Raw genomic sequence first — 16262 nt, forward strand, 5'->3', positions numbered from 1 at the left:
CAATTGGCTCGCCACCATAGCAGCCGCCGAGACAGAAGCTGTGACACCGCAGCAACGTTCATCGCCTGCGCGACGACATGCCTCAGGTAAAATGGTAATGCAAGACCGTTACGGCTTCAGGTTCGGCGGCAGCGGGGGATCTTCGCGCATCAAGGTGATGGTCACCCGCCGGTTGGCGGCCAGCGACGGATCGTCCGGAAACAACGGCTGCGTGTCCGCCTTGCCGGAGACGGCGAAGATGTGCGACGGCGGCAGACCTTGCCGTTCGAGGATCTGGCGCACGGCATTGGCGCGGTCGGCTGACAGATCGAAGGCGCCGTAGTCGCTGCGGGTCGGCACGAAGCCCGCGGCGGTGTGGCCGGCGATGGAAACGCGCAGCGGCGTGGCCTTGAGCGGGACCGCGAGCTTCTCGACCAGGCGGCGGGTGCGGTCGTAGGGCACCTTGGAGCCGTCGGCAAACATCGAGCGGCCGTCCTGATCGACGATCTCGAGGTTGAGACCCTGCTTGGTCTCCTCGAACATGATGTGCTTGGACATCTCCGTCAGTTCCGGCATGTCCTGCAAGGCTTGGCGCAGCGAGGCGGCGGCGAGCGCGAAATTGCGGTCGACCTTGATCTTTGCGCCGGAGGTCTTGTCGCGATCCTCCTGGTCCGGCGTCGGCGTGTTGGAGGCATCCTCGGGCTGGATGTGGTCGACGTTCTTCAACCGCGGACGGGTCGGCAGGCCGTCGGACTCGACGATCCCGGAATAGCGCGCCTCGGTCTGCACGCCGAATGCCTCGCGCATCGAGCCGGCGACGATCTTCAGCTTCTGCGCGTCCTGGGTGGAGAACGCGACCAGCATCACGAAGAACGCCAGCAATAGCGCCATCAGGTCGGCGAAGGTCACGAACCAACCGTGGCCTCCATGCGCGCCGCCGCGTTTCTTCTTGGCCATTGGCTGCTTTCTGCGACCGCCCTACCCCGCCGATCAGGCCGGCACCGGCTCGCCCTCGCCGTGGCGATGTTTCTCCGGCAGATAGGCCAGCAGCATCTCGCGCACGAGCGTCGGGCTCTTGGAGTCGCGGATCATCAGGATGCCGTCGATGATCAGCGTCCGGTTCGTCTCCTCGTCGAGCAGCTTGCCATGGAGCTTGTCGGCAATCGGCAAGCAGATCAGGTTCGCGACGACGGCGCCGTACAGCGTCGCCAGCAAGGCGGTGGCCATGAACGGACCGAGCTTGGAAGGATCCGACATGTTGGAGAACATCTGCACCATGCCGAGCAGCGTGCCGATCATGCCGAACGCGGGGGCGCAGTCCCCGACCGCGCGATAGATCTTGCTGCCCTCGTCCAGATGCATCAGGAAGTTGTCGCGGTCGCGCTCCAGATTGTCGCGAATGAAGTCGAGGTCGTAGCCGTCAGCGACGTAGCGGATACCCTTGGCGAGGAACGGCTCGTCGGTCTCCACCTTTTCCAGTCCCACTGGACCCTGCTTGCGGGCGATCTCGGCAATGCGGGCGAGTTCGTCGACGAGGTCGTGCGCCGAAAGGCTGCTCAAGGTGAAGGCGAATTTTGCGCCCAGCGGCACGCCGTGCACCATCGCCGACAATGGAAAGCGGATCATCGTTGCGGCGAACGAACCGCCGAAGATGACGATGACGGCGTGGATGTCGTAGAACATCCCGAAGGTACCGCCCATCAGGATCAGCGACGACACAACAATGGCGCCTGCGACCAGGCCGACAAGTGTTGCGATATCCATTATCGACTCCAACGCCTGCGCAACAACGGCCATCCTGGCCGCTGGCGCGGCTCAACCCCGAGCCGCATCGCAGACCCTAGAGCCCCGCCATTAAAGACGCGTAAAGGTTAAGTCCGGACAGTTGGTATGCCGCTCCGCAAGCGGCGGCAGCACAGCCGGCGGCGGAAATCTCAACACTTTGCTAACCATGATCAATCGCTGGACCGGTAACCTGCCAGGCGCCGTGCGCCCGACCCTGCCGGACGTTGCCTTCAACGAGATGCAGGATCGCATGCTGCCTTGTTCCACGGTCGAAATCGGGTGATGCCACCGCATGACGTGGCGCCGACGCCGCCGGTCGCGTGCGTCCTCGACTGCGGCCCTGCGTCACATCTGCGACAAGGGATGGTGGCGGTATTCTCGCCTCGTGGAGGCACGCTCCGTCGTTGGGAGCCATTTGCAATGTTGACGCTGTTCAGTCTTCTCACCGCGCTGCCTGCGGTATTGGCGCTCCACCTGCTCGAGCCGGAGCTCGTTCTGCCGGCGTTCAGCCTTGCGCTCTTTGCCGAGGCCGTCTTCGCGGTGATCGCAGCGCGCTTGATTCGCCTCCCGGACAATGCGGAGGCCATCACGCTGTGGGACTTTGCTGGCGGCTTCACCCTGATCGGATGCGCCGCCGCAATGTTTGCCGAGCCGGATCAGGCCGCGCTCTTTCTGGCGGAACAGGCCGGCTCACAGCCGACGTCGCGGCCGTAGGCCGTTCAGCCGCGTCAGTGAATTTCCGCCGAGCGCTTCAGCGCGGCCTTCAGCTTCTCCAGCGAGAAGTCCGGGCTGCGGGCGATCTCCAGGATCGGGGTCTCGCGGCGGCCACAGAGTTCGGCGGCCTCGGGCAGCTTTGCCGCGACATCGAGCGGGATTACGATGGCGCCGTGCTGATCGGCATGGATCAGATCGTCCGACTTCACGGTCATGCCCGCGACGCGCACCTCGCCGCCGAAGCTCTCCGCATGCACCCAGGCATGCGACGGGCCGATCGAACCGGCCAGCGCCTGGAAGCCTGGGGCCCATTGCGGAATGTCGCGGATCGAGCCGTCGGTGATGACGCCGAGGCAGCCGAGCGCCTTGTGGACATTGCTCTGCACCTCGCCCCAGAACGCCCCGTAGCCCACGTCAGGGCCGTCGATGTCCTGAATGACCGAGATGCGCGGGCCATGGCCGGTGCCGACATACTCGTAATATTCGATACGACGCCTGGACTGCTCTTCCGGTGCAAGCGAGGATTTCAGCACCGAGCGGATCGCAACCGTGCGGGCATAGCCGACGATCGGCGGCAAATCGGGGAACGGGCACACCAGTTGCTTGGTGGTGTAGCCGATCAGCCGGCGCTCGGGCGCCACGATCTCCATGGCATTGCAGATCGTCGGCGTGTCGTAGCGGCCCAGCGCTTCGAGGACGGAAGCGGGCAGCGGCCCGGTCGCGGAATTGGTCACGGCGTTCTCTCCCAGATTGGCGGTCGCTGTTGGCGCGGTGCCGCCGGCACAGGGCGATATAGCCGAGATCGAGCCTCGACCCAACTCAGCGCACCCTCATGGCTGATATCCGCGAAAGAGCTCAGTGCAGCCGCCCGGGGCGGTCGTCATCCTGCGGCGGCTCCGACAAATTCGCCAGCGTCGGCGCTGAAGGCGGCGATGAGACCTCGTCTCCCGATGGCGCCGTGGCTTCCATCGCGCGCGCCTGGTCGCGATAGGATTTGTATCCGAGCGGCAGGCAGAGCAGATAGAGCACCGTGCCGATCGACAGCACGTGCCAGGGATAGGCGATCAGCAATGCGATGAAAACGATCACGGCAACGAAAGCCGGCAGCACCAGCTCCGGCGCCACGCGCATGCGCTTGGTCTTGCCGGAGAACACCGGCAAGCGGGACACCATCAGGAAGGCGATCAGGAGCGTATAGGCCGCCGTCAGCGCCGCAGGAGTGCGGCCGAGATCGAGGAACGCGACGTAGATCGGCAGCAGCACGGTGATCGCGCCCGCAGGCGCGGGCACGCCGGTGAAGAAATTGGCGGCGAAGGCGGGCTTGTTGGGATCGTCCATGGTGGCGTTGAAGCGCGCCAGACGCAGGCCTCCGGAGATCGCGAACACCATGGCAGCGATCCAGCCGGCATTGCCGAGCTCGTGCAGTTGCCAGAAATACAGCATCAGGCCGGGGGCCACGCCGAAATTGACGAAGTCGGCGAGGCTGTCGAGCTCGGCGCCGAACTTGGACTGGCCCTTGATCATGCGCGCGATGCGGCCGTCGATGCCGTCGAGCGCGGCCGCGAACACGATGGCGTAGACAGCGAGCGACATCCGCCCCTCGATCGACAGCCGGATCGAGGTCAGGCCGGCGCAGATCGCCAGCAGCGTGATGACGTTGGGCACCAGCATCCGCACCGGAATCGGGCGGAACCGCCGGCGGCGGACGTCGGGATCTCTCAGATCGTAGGGTGTCATGGCTGTCCTCACCTCGAGGCGAGATATAGCAAGCCGCGCCGCCCTCCGCCATTGCGGCGGAAAGGCCCCCTAGACCGGCTTATTGGTTAATTGGCGCGGAAGGCGCGGCTGGGATCCTCGCCCGCAAGATCGGCCAAAATCGTCTCGCCGGCGATGGCAGTCTGCCCTTCCGAGACCAGCGCCTTGGTGCCAACGGGCAGGTAGACGTCGAGCCGCGAGCCGAAGCGGATCAGGCCGAACCGCTCGCCGGCGCCGATCGCCTGGCCTTCCCTGACGAAGCAGACGATGCGCTTGGCGACCAGCCCTGCGATCTGGACGACGCCGATCCGCGCCGTCGGCGTCGAGATCACCAGCGAATTGCGCTCATTGTCCTCGCTGGCCTTGTCGAGCTCGGCATTGATGAAGAGGCCCGGGCGGTAGGCGATGCGGTCCACCCTGCCCGCGACGGGCGCGCGGTTCACGTGGCAATTGAAGACGCTCATGAACACCGAGATGCGTGGCAACGGCCGGTCGCCGAGCCCGAGCTCGGCCGGCGGCAACGCCATGGTGATCATCGAGACGCGGCCATCGGCCGGCGACACAACCAGCCCCTCGCGCACCGGCGTCACGCGCACGGGATCGCGGAAGAACAGCGCGCACCACACGGTCAGGATCGTGCCGATCCAGCCGAGAGGCGACCACAGCCAGAACAGGATCAGGCTGGCCAGCGCAAAGCCGCCGATGAAGGGATAGCCCTCCTTGTGGATCGGCGGGATCTGACGCTGGATCGAATCGAGAATGGACATCGCTATCTGCCGGTCGGAGTGAATGGCACGGGTCGTCGCGCGGGCTTGTTTAGGCCAGAGTTGGGACCGGAGACAAGGTCACTCCGCCGCCGCTGGCGCCGTCAGGGCATCGACGACCGGCGGCGGCTCCCGGTTGGGGGCCTCGCCGGTGTCCGCCATCTTGGCCAGCTTCTCGCGCGCCGCCTCGGCCTCGCGCTGCCTGTTCCACATGCTGGCGTAGAGGCCGCCATGCGCGAGCAGCTTGGCATGGGTGCCTCGCTCGGCGATGCGCCCCTGGTCCAGCACGATGATCTCATCGGCCCCGACGATGGTCGAAAGCCGGTGCGCGATCACCAGCGAGGTGCGGTTCTTCGCCACCCGGTCGAGCGCACCCTGGATCTCGTGCTCGGTATGGGTATCGAGCGCCGAGGTCGCCTCGTCCAGCACCAGGATCGGCGGCCCCTTCAGCACGGTGCGCGCGATCGCGACGCGCTGCTTCTCGCCGCCGGACAGTTTCAGCCCGCGCTCGCCGACCTGGGTCTCGTAGCCCTTCGGCGACATGCGGATGAAATGGTCGATCTGCGCGAGCTTCGCCGCCTCCTCGACCTCGGCATCGCTGGCATCCCAGCGGCCATAGCGGATGTTGTAGCGGATGGTGTCGTTGAACAGCACGGTGTCCTGCGGCACCATGCCGATCGAGGCCCGAAGCGAATCCTGCGTCACCGCGCGGATGTCCTGGCCGTCGATCAGGATCTTGCCTCCGGAAACGTCGTAAAGGCGGAACAGAAGGCGCGAGATGGTCGACTTGCCCGCACCGGACGGTCCGACGATGGCGACCGTCTTGCCGGCCGGCACCTCGAAGCTGATGCCCTTGAGGATCGGGCGCGTCGGCTCATAGGCAAAGCGCACGTCCTCGAAGCGCACGGTACCGGCGGAGATGACCAGCGGCTGCGCATCGGGCGCGTCCTTGATCTCGGCCTCGCGGCCCAGCACGTTGAACATCTTCTCGATGTCGATGATCGCCTGCTTGATCTCGCGATAGACCATGCCCATGAAATTCAGCGGCTGGTAGAGCTGGATCATCATGGCGTTGACCAGCACGAAATCGCCGACCGTGTTGGTGCCGTTGCGCACGCCGATCGCGCACATCAGCATGGTCGCGGTCAGGCCAAGCGTGAAGATCACCGCCTGGCCGGTGTTGAGCACGGCGAGCGAGGTGTAGGTGTGGACGCTCGCCTCCTCGTAGCGCGCGACCGATTTGTCGTAGCGCTGCGCCTCGCGCGCCTCTGCGCCGAAATACTTCACGGTCTCGTAGTTGAGAAGCGAGTCGATCGCCTTGGTGTTCGCCTCGGTGTCGGAATCGTTCATCTTGCGACGGATGCCGATCCGCCACTCGGTCGCGATGTAAGTGTAGTACATGTAGAGCGCAACCGTGATCAGGGTGGCGACCACGTAGCGCCAGTCGAACTGCCAGAGCAGCACGGCCATCAGCAGCGTGACCTCGACGATCGTCGGGATCAGTTGCAGGATCACCATGCGCACGATGACCTCGATGCCCTCGCGGCCGCGCTCGAGCACGCGCGTCAGACCGCCGGTCTTGCGCTCGAGGTGGAAGCGCAGCGACAGCTCGTGCATATGGATGAAGGTGATCGTGGCGAGCTTGCGCACCGCGTGCATGGCCACGCGCGCAAAGATGCCGTCACGCCACTGCGTCAGCAGCGCCATCAAGATGCGCATCGTGCCGTAGCTGACGGTCAGCAACAACGGCGAGGCGATCACCCAGAGGTGCCAATTGTCAGCCTGCAGCGGCGCGGTGTTGGCGCCGGTCAGCGCGTCCGTCGCCCATTTGAAGCTGAATGGTACCGTCAACGTGATCAGCTTGGCGACAAGCAGCAGCACCAGCGACCACACCACACGCATCTTCAGGTCGAAGCGGTCGCCCGGCCAGATATAGGGCCACAGATGCGCCAGCGTGCCCATCAGCGTGGCCCGCTCCAATGGTCCTCCCGCGGGAGGATCTGGAACGTCGGCGCCGTCGAACGATTGAGGTTGGTCCATCAAAAAGCCTGAAAGCCCGGCCGATGCGGGCATCGCTGCAATTTACGATTTTCGCCTGTCATATAAAGCCTTCCCGATGTCCGCGCACCCCGCCAGATGGCGAATCTTCGATTGTTTGTCGCCATTTACCGGTAGTTTCCGTCAGTATCGAATCACCGATTGGGCTTGACGCCTCTTCGCTGCAATGCATCATGGTGACAATGAGCACGATCAAAACCGTCTGTGTCTATTGCGGCTCCGGCCCAGGAACCAACCCCAACTTCATCGAAGCGGCGAAGGCGCTCGGCAAGGCGCTGGCGGACAGCAAGATCCGCCTCGTTTATGGCGGCGGCTCGCTCGGCCTGATGGGGGCGGTCGCAACCTCCGTGCTGGATCACGGCGGAAGCGTCACCGGCATCATCCCCGACTTCCTGCGGATGCGCGAGAACGCGCTGACGCGCGTGCAGGAGATGGTCGTCACGCCCGACATGCACGAACGCAAGCGGCTGATGTTCGAGCGCTCCGACGCTTTCGTCGCCTTGCCCGGAGGGCTGGGCACGCTCGAGGAGCTGGTCGAGCAACTGACCTGGCAGCAACTCGGCCGTCACGCCAAGCCGGTGCTGCTCGCCAATATCGACAATTTCTGGGAGCCGCTGTTCTCCCTGGTGTCCCACATGCGCCAGACCCAGTTCATCCGCGCCGGTCTTTCCGTCGACATCCTCAAGGCGGACAAGGTCGAGGAGATCGTCCCACGGCTGCGCGCCGCGGCAGCGCAGATTCCCGAGGGGCAGGGCGACCTCGCGCCGGAAGTGGCGCGCAAGCTGTAACGCCTTATGTTTTGAGCATGATCTTTTCGGAAAACCGCTGCGCACTTTGCGCTAACGCGGCCCTTCGGGTCCGGATCACGCTCTACGCCGCCGGAAACGTCACCGCCTCGATGCGGTTGCCGTCGGGGTCGGTCACGAAAGCCGCGTAGTAGCGCACGCGATCGTGCGGCCGGATGCCGGGCGCGCCGTCGGAGGCTCCGCCGGCAGAGAGCGCTGCGGCGTGAAACGCATCCACTTCGCTCGCCGTCTTCGCCCGCAGGCAGATGTGGACGCCGCTCTGCGCCGGCACGTGCGCCATGTTCTCGCGCAGATTGATCCAGAACTCGGGATAGGCCTTGCCGAAGCCGACGGTGCGTGGCCGCGTGACGAGGCGCGTGAGGCCGAGTGCTGCGAGCGTGGCCTCATAGAATTTCGCGGCGCGATCGAGATCGCTGACCCCGACGGAGATGTGGTCGATCATGCCCTGCCCTCTCCTCACCCCCGCTGTCATCGCCCGGCTTGACCGGCCGATCCAGTACTCCGACACGCCGCGGCTTAGGCCGGCGCGCCCGACTTCACCAGCTTGTAGATCACCGAATCCATCAGCGCCTGGAACGAGGCGTCGATGATGTTCGGGGAGACGCCGACCGTGGTCCAGCTGTCGCCGTTCTCGTCCTCGCTCTCGATCAGCACGCGCGTGACCGCGCCGGTGCCGCCATTGAGGATACGCACGCGGTAATCGATCAGCGTCAGGCCCTCGATGTATTTCTGGTATTTGCCGAGGTCTTTTCGCAAGGCGACGTCGAGCGCGTTGACGGGGCCGTTGCCCTCGGCGGCCGAGATCAGGTGCTCGCCCGCAACATCGACCTTGACCACGGCCAACGCGACGGTGACGCGCTCGCCGTGCGAGTTGTAGCGCTGCTCGACGTTGACGTCGAACTGCTCGACCCCGAAATAATGCGGCACCTTGCCCAGCGTCCGGCGCGCCAGCAGCTCGAACGAGGCGTTGGCGGATTCGTAGGCGTAACCTTGCGCCTCTCGCTCCTTCAATTCCTCGACGAGCCGCGTCAGCTTCGGGTCGCTCTTCTCGTAAGGGATCCCGGCACGGTCGAGCTCGGCGATGACGTTGGAACGTCCGGCCTGGTCCGAGACCAGCACCTTGCGGTGGTTGCCCACCGTCTCCGGCAGCACGTGCTCGTAGGTCTGCGGGTCCTTCAGCACAGCGGAGGCATGGATGCCGGTCTTGGTGACGAAGGCGCTCTCGCCGACGTAAGGAGCATGCCGGTTCGGCACGCGATTGAGCATGTCGTCGAGCGTGCGCGAGACTTTCACCAGCGTTGCGAGTTTCTCGGCGCTGACACCGATCTCGAAAGCGTCGGCAAAATCCTTCTTCAATTTCAGTGTCGGGATCAGAGAGCAGAGATTGGCGTTGCCGCAGCGCTCGCCAAGGCCGTTCAGCGTGCCCTGGATCTGCCGGGCGCCGGCCCGCACCGCGGCGAGCGAGTTGGCTACGGCCTGCTCGGTGTCGTTATGGGCGTGAATGCCGACATGGTCGCCGGGGATGTGCCTCGTCACCTCGGTGACGATGGCCTCGACCTCATTGGGCATGGTGCCGCCGTTGGTGTCGCATAGCACCACCCAGCGTGCGCCGGCGTCATAAGCGGCCTTGGCGCAGGCGAGCGCAAAGTCGGCATCCTCCTTGTAGCCGTCGAAAAAGTGCTCGCAGTCGAGCATGACCTCGCGGCCGGCGGCCTTCGCCGCCGCAACGCTGTCGCGGATCGAGGCGAGGTTCTCCTCCTTCGTCGTCTCCAGCGCGACGCGCACCTGATAGGCCGAGGATTTTGCCACGAAGCAGATCGCGTCGGCCTTCGCTTCAAGGAGCCCGGCGACGCCAGGATCGTTCGAGACGGAACGCCCGGCCCGCCGCGTCATGCCGAAGGCAGTGAAACGTGCATGGGCCAGCTTGGGCTTGGCCGCGAAAAACTCGGTGTCGGTCGGATTGGCGCCGGGATAGCCGCCCTCGACATAGTCGATGCCGAGGTCATCGAGCATCGCGGCGATGACCTGCTTGTCTTCAAGCGTGAAATCGACGCCGTTGGTCTGCGCCCCGTCGCGCAGCGTGGTGTCGAACAGATAAAGACGCTCCTTGCTCATTGCGGTGCTCCGAGCGTCTTCTTCATGGTGGTGTTGGCGAGCCACTCGTCATTGACGGTGATGCTGTTGCGCTGCATGGCGACATAGCCGCGCTTGGCGAAAAAGCCCTGCGCATTGTCGCTGGCATCGACCGAGAGGCTTGTCGCGCCGCGGCCGCCGGCAAGCTTTTCCAGCGCATCGACCAGCATGGCCGCGATGCCCTGCCCGACGACGGCCGGATGCACGTAGAGCATGCGGATGTGATCGTTGCCGCGCAGCGAGGCGAAGCCGACGGGCGAGCCCTCGAGCGTCGCGATCAGCGTCAAGTCGGCGGCAAGCCGCTTGCCGAATTCTTCGGTTTCGGCTGCCTCCATCCAGGCTCGCTGCTGCGCCTCGGTATAGTCTTCGCCGGTCAGCTCCTCGATGCTGGCGGCGAAGATCGCGGCGAGCACCGGCACGTCATCAGGCAGGAAGGGCCGCAAGCCGGGCTTTGGCAAAGTCTGTCCCATCGTCCTCACCACATCCCATAGAGCTTGAGCACCAGCGCCACGGCGCCCGCGAGCAGCGCGATCTTTAGCGCGATGTAATAGAGCCAGTGCCGCGGGAAAGGCGTGTCGGGCCGCTTCATCGTGAGACCTCCCACGTCGTTCCTTCCTTGGAATCCTTGATCGCAACGCCCATCGCGGCGAGCAGATCGCGGATGCGGTCGGACTCCCCAAAATCCTTGCGGCTACGCGCCGCCGTCCGCTCCGCGATCAGGCGCTCGACTTCCCCGGCATCGACGCCGCTCGCCTGCTGCTTGCGGCCTTCCCATTGCGCCGCGCTCTCGGACAGGAAGCCGAGCAGCCGGAGCGAGCCCGCCAGGGCCGCCACGTCGCCGCCGCGCAGGCCGTGCAGCGCCGCGATCGCCAGCGGCGTGTTGAGATCGTCGAGCAGCGGCTCGACCACGGACGCCGCCGGCCTGCCGGGCTCGACGTCGGCCGCGACGCGATACCAGTCGTCGAGCGTCTTGGCACTCTCCTCCAGCGACTTCGTGGTCCAGTCGATCGGCGAGCGGTAATGCGTCTTCAGCATGTTCAGGCGCAGCACTTCGCCGGGCCAATCCGCGAGCAGTTCGTGGATGGTGATGAAGTTGCCGAGGCTCTTCGACATCTTCTCACTCTCGACCTGGAGGAAGCCGTTGTGCATCCAGTAATTCGCCATGCGCTGCTGGTGGAAGGCGCAGCAGGTCTGCGCGACCTCGTTCTCGTGATGGGGAAACACCAGATCGATGCCGCCGCCGTGGATGTCGAAATGCTCGCCGAGATGCTTCCAGGCCATCGCCGAGCACTCGATGTGCCAGCCCGGACGCCCCTCCGCCTTGATGCCTGAAGGCGACAGCCATGACGGCTCGCCGGGCTTGGACGGCTTCCACAGCACGAAATCGGTGTTGTCCTTCTTGTAGGGCGCGACATCGACGCGGGCGCCGGCGATCATCTCGTCGAGCGAGCGATTGGACAGCGCACCATAGCGCGGCAATCCGGTATTGGCGGCGTTCATCGCCTGCGGCGAGAACAGCACGTGATCCTCGGCGACATAGGCAAAGCCGCCCTTGACCAGCCGCTCGATGATCTCGCGCATCTCGGCGATGTGCTCGGTCGCGCGCGGCTCGACGCTCGGTCGCAATGCGCCCAGCGCATCGACATCGGCATGAAACTGCTTGCCGGTCTGCTCGGTCACGTTGCGAATGGCTTCGTTCAGCGGCAGGCCGGGGAAATCCCGCGCGGCTCGGTCGTTGATCTTGTCGTCGACGTCGGTGATGTTGCGGACATATTTGACGTGCGCCTCGCCATAGAGGTGGCGCAGCAGCCGAAACAGCACGTCGAACACGATCACCGGCCGGGCGTTGCCGATATGGGCGAAGTCATAGACGGTCGGTCCGCAGACATACATGCGGACATTGCTCGGATCGAGCGGCTGAAATGGCCGCTTCTCCTTCGTCAGCGTATCGTAGAGGCGCAATTCCATATGGATACCCGTCGGCTGTTGGCCGGGCGTCCAGGGCTCTCAATGTGTTTGAGAAAAGACGGCTCCAGCCAGCGAATCGCTAGCTCGTAATCTCGCGGCAAATGGCGCAAATGGCGAGGAGACCGTTCATGCGGAACATATGGGCTATGAGGCGCCCCGGCGTCAAGAGAGCCGCGAAAGGCGCCGCTTTTTCATCGAACAGCGCGCTGCCCGTCACGATGGTTCATGATCCCCTAACCATTTGAGCCCATTTTGGAACCGGCGGTTCCCCTTTTTGCCACCGGTGCTTTTTCATGCGATTTTTGCCCGCGCTCATTTTTGGCGCCTCCATCATTGCGGCCTCCAGCGCCTTCGCCGAGAGCCGCGTCTTCATCATCGCCAACCAGGCGGACGGCTACGGCATCGACCAGTGCCTGGCCAAAGGTGACAAATGCGGGGCCTCCGCTGCCCGCACCTACTGCCAGTCACGAGATTTTGCCCAGGCATCGAGCTATCGCCGGGTCGATCCCGACGAAATTACCGGCTCTGTCCCCAAATCCGGCACAAATTGCTCCCATGGCCATTGCGACGAATATGTCGCAATCACCTGCCAGCGCTGAATTCGCTCGGAGCTGGCGTAGCTTAGGCCAGGGCTTTGGTGCCCGAAACGACGTGACGATGCCGCAGGAAGCGGCTATGGGAGGGCGCGCTTCGGCCCTCCAAAGTCATGCCGGGCCGTGACCTCGCTAGAATGGCGGATATGCCTGAATTTTTGTCCCTGTCCCGTGCCCGTTTCCTCCTTGCCTGCACCGTGCTCCTGAGCACCGTCGTGCTCGCGAACGGTGCTTTCGCGCAGGCCGGCCCGCCGGGACCGCCGCCTCAGCCCGGCCAGAACGGACTCGGACCCAATCCGATGTGCGTGCGACTGGAGGGCCAGCTCGCGGCACTGGACCGTGGCGGCGGTGGTGACCCCGCGCGTGAGGAGCAGATCCGCCGTTACCAGGATTCCCAGGCCAAGCAGCAGGCCGAGCTCGACCGCGTCACCATGCAGGCCAAGCGCATGGGCTGCGATTCCTCCGGCTTCTTCTCGCTGTTCAGCGGCCAGTCGGCCCAGTGCGGCCCGGTCAACACCCAGATCCAGCAGATGCGGGCCAATCTCGACCAGATCACCGTCAATCTCGAGCGCCTGCGCGGCGGCGGCCCCGGCGGCTTCAGCCCGGAACGCGACAATCAGCGCCGCTCGGTGTTGACGGCGCTGGCGCAGAACAATTGCGGCCCGCAATACGCCAACGCCGCGCAGTCGCAGGGCGGCGGCAACTTCCTGAGCAATCTGTTCGGCGGCAACAACGCGGGCAATCCGCAGGGCGTGCCGCCCGCCGATCTCGGGCCGCAATCCGGCACCTTCCGCACCGTGTGCGTGCGCACCTGCGACGGCGCTTATTTCCCGGTCTCGTTTGCGACGGTGCCGGCGCGCTTCTCCGACGACGAGAAAACCTGCAAGGCGCTCTGCCCGGCCGCGGAAGCCGTGCTCTACACCCATCGCAATCCCGGCGAAGACATGAACTCCGCGGTCTCGATCGGCGGCCAGCCCTACACCGCGCTGCCGACCGCGTTCAAATTCCGCAGCGAGTTCAACCCGTCCTGCTCCTGCAAGGCCGCAGGCCAAACCTGGGCGGACGCACTGAAATCCGCCGACGACAAGGCGTCGGCCGAGCAGCAGGGCGACATCATCGTCACCGAGGAGAGCGCCAAGAAAATGCAGCAGCAGCGGCTCAACAAGGGTACGCCTGCGAATGCCAAGAAGGGCGCAGCCCCCGCGCCAACGACGGCGAATGCACCGGCAGCGACACCGCCAGCGGATGCAGGCGCGGCGGCGAACTCCGAGAACAAGCCGATCCGCTCGGTCGGACCGACCTTCCTGCCGCAACAGCAGAAATAAGGTCTTGCTTCGGTCAGATCTATCGATCTGTCCCCTTCTCCCCTTGCGGGAGAAGGTGGCGCGAAGCGCCGGATGAAGGGTTCTATCCACGCTCCCATATGTGCATGCGGAGACAACCCCTCACCCAAGTGAGTTTACAGCGACTACGGAGCTGCCCTCTTCCGCAAGGGGCGAGGGCACAATAACGCCCATCTCGCCCGCGGTACGAGAGAGGTAACCGTAAAAGTCAGCACTCACCCCTCGAACGCGTCGATCGAGGCCTTGCTCCGCGCGACACCAGCGTCTCGTCCGCCGTCGGCAGCCCCTCGCCCCTGTCGCGAAACCGGTTGGTGATGGGATAGCGCCGGTCGCGGCCGAAATTCCTGGGTGTCACTTTGACGCCGGGCGCAGCCTGACGGCGCTTGTATTCGGCGACGTTCAGCAGATGGTCGATGCGGGTGACCGTCTCGCGATCGAAGCCGGCGGCAATGATCTGATCCAGCGGCTGCTCGTGCTCGACAAGACGCTCCAGGATGGCATCGAGCACGTCGTAAGGCGGCAGCGAATCCTGATCGGTCTGATTCTCGCGCAATTCTGCGGTCGGCGGGCGCGTGATGATATCGGGCGGAATGACTTCGCCCGCAGGCCCGAGGGCGCCCTCCGGCTTCCAGCTGTTGCGCAAAGCCGCCAACCGAAACGCCTGCGTCTTGTAGATGTCCTTGATCGGATTGAAGCCGCCGTTCATGTCGCCGTAGAGCGTGGCGTAGCCGACCGACATTTCCGACTTGTTGCCCGTGGTCACGACCATCAAGCCCGTCTTGTTGGAGATCGCCATCAGCAGCGTGCCGCGGGTGCGGGCCTGCAGGTTTTCCTCGGTGATGTCAGGCGGCAAATTCTTGAAGAGGCCCGAGAGGATGGTCTCGAACCCGCTCACGGCCTCCGCGATCGGCAGGACCTCGTAACGGATGCCGAGATGGCCGGCGAGTTCGCCGGCGTCCGCAATCGAGCTTGCCGCGGTGTAGCGATAAGGCAGCATCACGCCGTGCACCTGATCGGCGCCGAGCGCATCGACCGAGATCGCCGCGCACAGCGCGGAATCGATGCCGCCGGAGATGCCGAGCAGCACGCCGGGAAAGCCGTTCTTGGCGACATAGTCGCGTAAGCCCAGCACGCAGGCCGCATAGTCGGCCTGATCGCCCTCGGGCAGCGCAACGATCGGCCCCACGCAGCGCCAATCATCGCCGTTACGGGTGAAGCGCAGCGTGACGATGCCTTCTTCGAATGCCGGCAGTTGCGCCGCCAGCGAGAGATCGCCGTTGAGGGCGAAGGACGCGCCGTCGAACACCAGTTCGTCCTGGCCGCCGACCTGATTGAGATAGACCAGCGGCAGCCCGCTCTCGGTCACGCGCGCCACGGCGACGGACAGGCGCACGTCGTTCTTGTCGCGGGCGTAAGGAGAGCCGTTCGGCACCAGGATGATCTCGGCACCGGTTTCGGCCAGCGTCTCGACCACGTTCTCGTAGTCCTCGGACTCCTCCAGCCAGATGTCCTCGCAAATCGGGACGCCGATGCGCACGCCACGCACCGTCACGGGACCGGCGGCAGGGCCGCGTGCAAACAGCCGCTTCTCGTCGAACACGCCGTAGTTCGGCAGATTGCATTTGAAACGCAAGCTGGCGATACGGCCGCCGTCGAGCAGTGCGCAGGCATTGTAGAGCTTGCCGTCCTCGACCCAGGGGGTGCCGACCAGCATGGCCGGGCCGCCACCGGCGGTCTCGCGCGCGAGGCTCTCGATCGCCGCACGGCAGGCCGCCTGGAAGGCCGGCTTCTGCACGAGGTCTTCCGGCGGATAGCCGGCGATGAACAATTCCGGAAACAGCACGAGATCGGCGCCGTCGGCGACAGCTCGCGCGCGCGCCGAGCGTGCCTTGGCAGCATTGCCCTCGATGTCGCCCATGGTCGGATTGAGCTGGGCGAGCGTGACCGCGAATGCGTTGAGACGTTCGGTCATGGCGCTCCGATCCGCAAGCTAGAGGAACCCCAGGCTAGAGGAACCCCAGCCGCTCGATAATGGCGATGATCCAGAACGCGCCGGCCATCAACAGCGCCACGCCGACCGCCGCCGAGCCCATATCCTTGACCCGGCCGATCTGCTTGTCATGGTCCATGGTCAGCCGGTCGGCAAGCTTCTCGATCGCGGTGTTGAGCAGCTCGACCGTCAGCACGAACGCAACAGAGCAGACCAGCTCGACGGCCCGCATCGCGGTCGCGCCGACGAACCAGGCGAGCGGCACCGACAGCAGGAGCGCAAAGATTTCCTCGCGGACGGCCTGCTCCGACCGAAACGCAAAGGCCAGACCGTTACGGGAATTGATCGTGGCCTTCCAGATCCGCAGCAAGGTT

Annotated in this window: 15 protein-coding genes and 1 pseudogene; 4 read left to right on the forward strand and 12 right to left on the reverse strand. The window is 64.9% G+C overall.

Annotated features, from left to right (window positions below):
• Positions 1-108 precede the first annotated feature (108 nt).
• The gene (locus RX330_RS23310) at positions 109-936 is read right to left on the reverse strand and encodes a flagellar motor protein MotB (protein ID WP_212087130.1); all 828 of its coding nucleotides are present in this window, start codon (positions 934-936) and stop codon (positions 109-111) included.
• Between the two features lie 33 nt (positions 937-969).
• Positions 970-1743, reverse strand: coding sequence for a motility protein A (locus tag RX330_RS23315; protein WP_212087132.1), 774 nt, complete (start codon positions 1741-1743; stop codon positions 970-972).
• 441 nt (positions 1744-2184) lie between these two features.
• Here RX330_RS23315 and RX330_RS23320 point away from each other — a divergent pair, with 441 nt between their 5' ends.
• Complete coding sequence (locus RX330_RS23320) at positions 2185-2478, forward strand: hypothetical protein (protein WP_212087135.1); 294 nt, start codon at positions 2185-2187, stop codon at positions 2476-2478.
• Between the two features lie 14 nt (positions 2479-2492).
• On the opposite strand, the gene RX330_RS23325 is transcribed toward RX330_RS23320, so the two are convergent.
• The 4 genes from RX330_RS23325 to RX330_RS23340 form a co-directional block, all read right to left on the reverse strand.
• The gene (locus tag RX330_RS23325) at positions 2493-3212 is read right to left on the reverse strand and encodes an RraA family protein (protein WP_212087139.1); all 720 of its coding nucleotides are present in this window, start codon (positions 3210-3212) and stop codon (positions 2493-2495) included.
• Between the two features lie 121 nt (positions 3213-3333).
• Positions 3334-4215, reverse strand: coding sequence for a CDP-alcohol phosphatidyltransferase family protein (locus RX330_RS23330; protein WP_212087142.1), 882 nt, complete (start codon positions 4213-4215; stop codon positions 3334-3336).
• 86 nt (positions 4216-4301) lie between these two features.
• A complete protein-coding gene (locus tag RX330_RS23335) occupies positions 4302-5000 on the reverse strand; it encodes a phosphatidylserine decarboxylase (RefSeq protein ID WP_212087144.1) in 699 nt (232 codons plus the stop codon).
• Positions 5001-5078: 78 nt separating this feature from the next.
• Positions 5079-7037, reverse strand: coding sequence for an ABCB family ABC transporter ATP-binding protein/permease (locus RX330_RS23340; RefSeq protein ID WP_317239962.1), 1959 nt, complete (start codon positions 7035-7037; stop codon positions 5079-5081).
• 200 nt (positions 7038-7237) lie between these two features.
• Between RX330_RS23340 and RX330_RS23345 the strand changes: the two genes are divergently transcribed.
• Complete coding sequence (locus tag RX330_RS23345) at positions 7238-7843, forward strand: TIGR00730 family Rossman fold protein (protein ID WP_212087149.1); 606 nt, start codon at positions 7238-7240, stop codon at positions 7841-7843.
• A gap of 82 nt (positions 7844-7925) precedes the next feature.
• On the opposite strand, the gene RX330_RS23350 is transcribed toward RX330_RS23345, so the two are convergent.
• From RX330_RS23350 to cysS, 4 genes are all read right to left on the reverse strand, one after another.
• Complete coding sequence (locus tag RX330_RS23350) at positions 7926-8303, reverse strand: VOC family protein (protein WP_317239963.1); 378 nt, start codon at positions 8301-8303, stop codon at positions 7926-7928.
• 74 nt (positions 8304-8377) lie between these two features.
• Positions 8378-9976, reverse strand: coding sequence for a citramalate synthase (gene cimA, locus RX330_RS23355; protein ID WP_317239964.1), 1599 nt, complete (start codon positions 9974-9976; stop codon positions 8378-8380).
• Positions 9973-10464, reverse strand: a complete 492-nt coding sequence (locus RX330_RS23360) for a GNAT family N-acetyltransferase (protein ID WP_317239965.1) — start codon at positions 10462-10464, stop codon at positions 9973-9975. Before RX330_RS23360 ends, cimA begins: the two co-directional genes overlap by 4 nt.
• Before the next feature lie 115 nt (positions 10465-10579).
• Complete coding sequence (cysS, locus tag RX330_RS23365; protein ID WP_317239966.1) at positions 10580-11962, reverse strand: cysteine--tRNA ligase; 1383 nt, start codon at positions 11960-11962, stop codon at positions 10580-10582.
• A 293-nt stretch (positions 11963-12255) separates the two neighbouring features.
• On the opposite strand from cysS, the gene RX330_RS23370 reads away from it, so the two are divergent.
• Positions 12256-12561, forward strand: coding sequence for a hypothetical protein (locus RX330_RS23370; protein WP_317239967.1), 306 nt, complete (start codon positions 12256-12258; stop codon positions 12559-12561).
• Between the two features lie 131 nt (positions 12562-12692).
• Positions 12693-13880: a DUF2865 domain-containing protein gene (locus RX330_RS23375; RefSeq protein WP_317239968.1), complete on the forward strand. Its 1188-nt coding sequence runs from the start codon at positions 12693-12695 to the stop codon at positions 13878-13880.
• A gap of 233 nt (positions 13881-14113) precedes the next feature.
• On the opposite strand, the pseudogene RX330_RS23380 reads toward RX330_RS23375, so the two are convergent.
• Both RX330_RS23380 and RX330_RS23385 read right to left on the reverse strand, forming a co-directional pair.
• Positions 14114-15870 (reverse strand): annotated as a pseudogene (locus RX330_RS23380) (NAD+ synthase).
• A 34-nt stretch (positions 15871-15904) separates the two neighbouring features.
• Complete coding sequence (locus tag RX330_RS23385; RefSeq protein ID WP_212087181.1) at positions 15905-16258, reverse strand: diacylglycerol kinase; 354 nt, start codon at positions 16256-16258, stop codon at positions 15905-15907.
• Between the last annotated feature and the right edge of the window lie 4 nt (positions 16259-16262).

It is taken from the genome of Bradyrhizobium sp. NDS-1 (assembly GCF_032918005.1).
Taxonomy (GTDB): domain Bacteria; phylum Pseudomonadota; class Alphaproteobacteria; order Rhizobiales; family Xanthobacteraceae; genus Bradyrhizobium; species Bradyrhizobium tunisiense.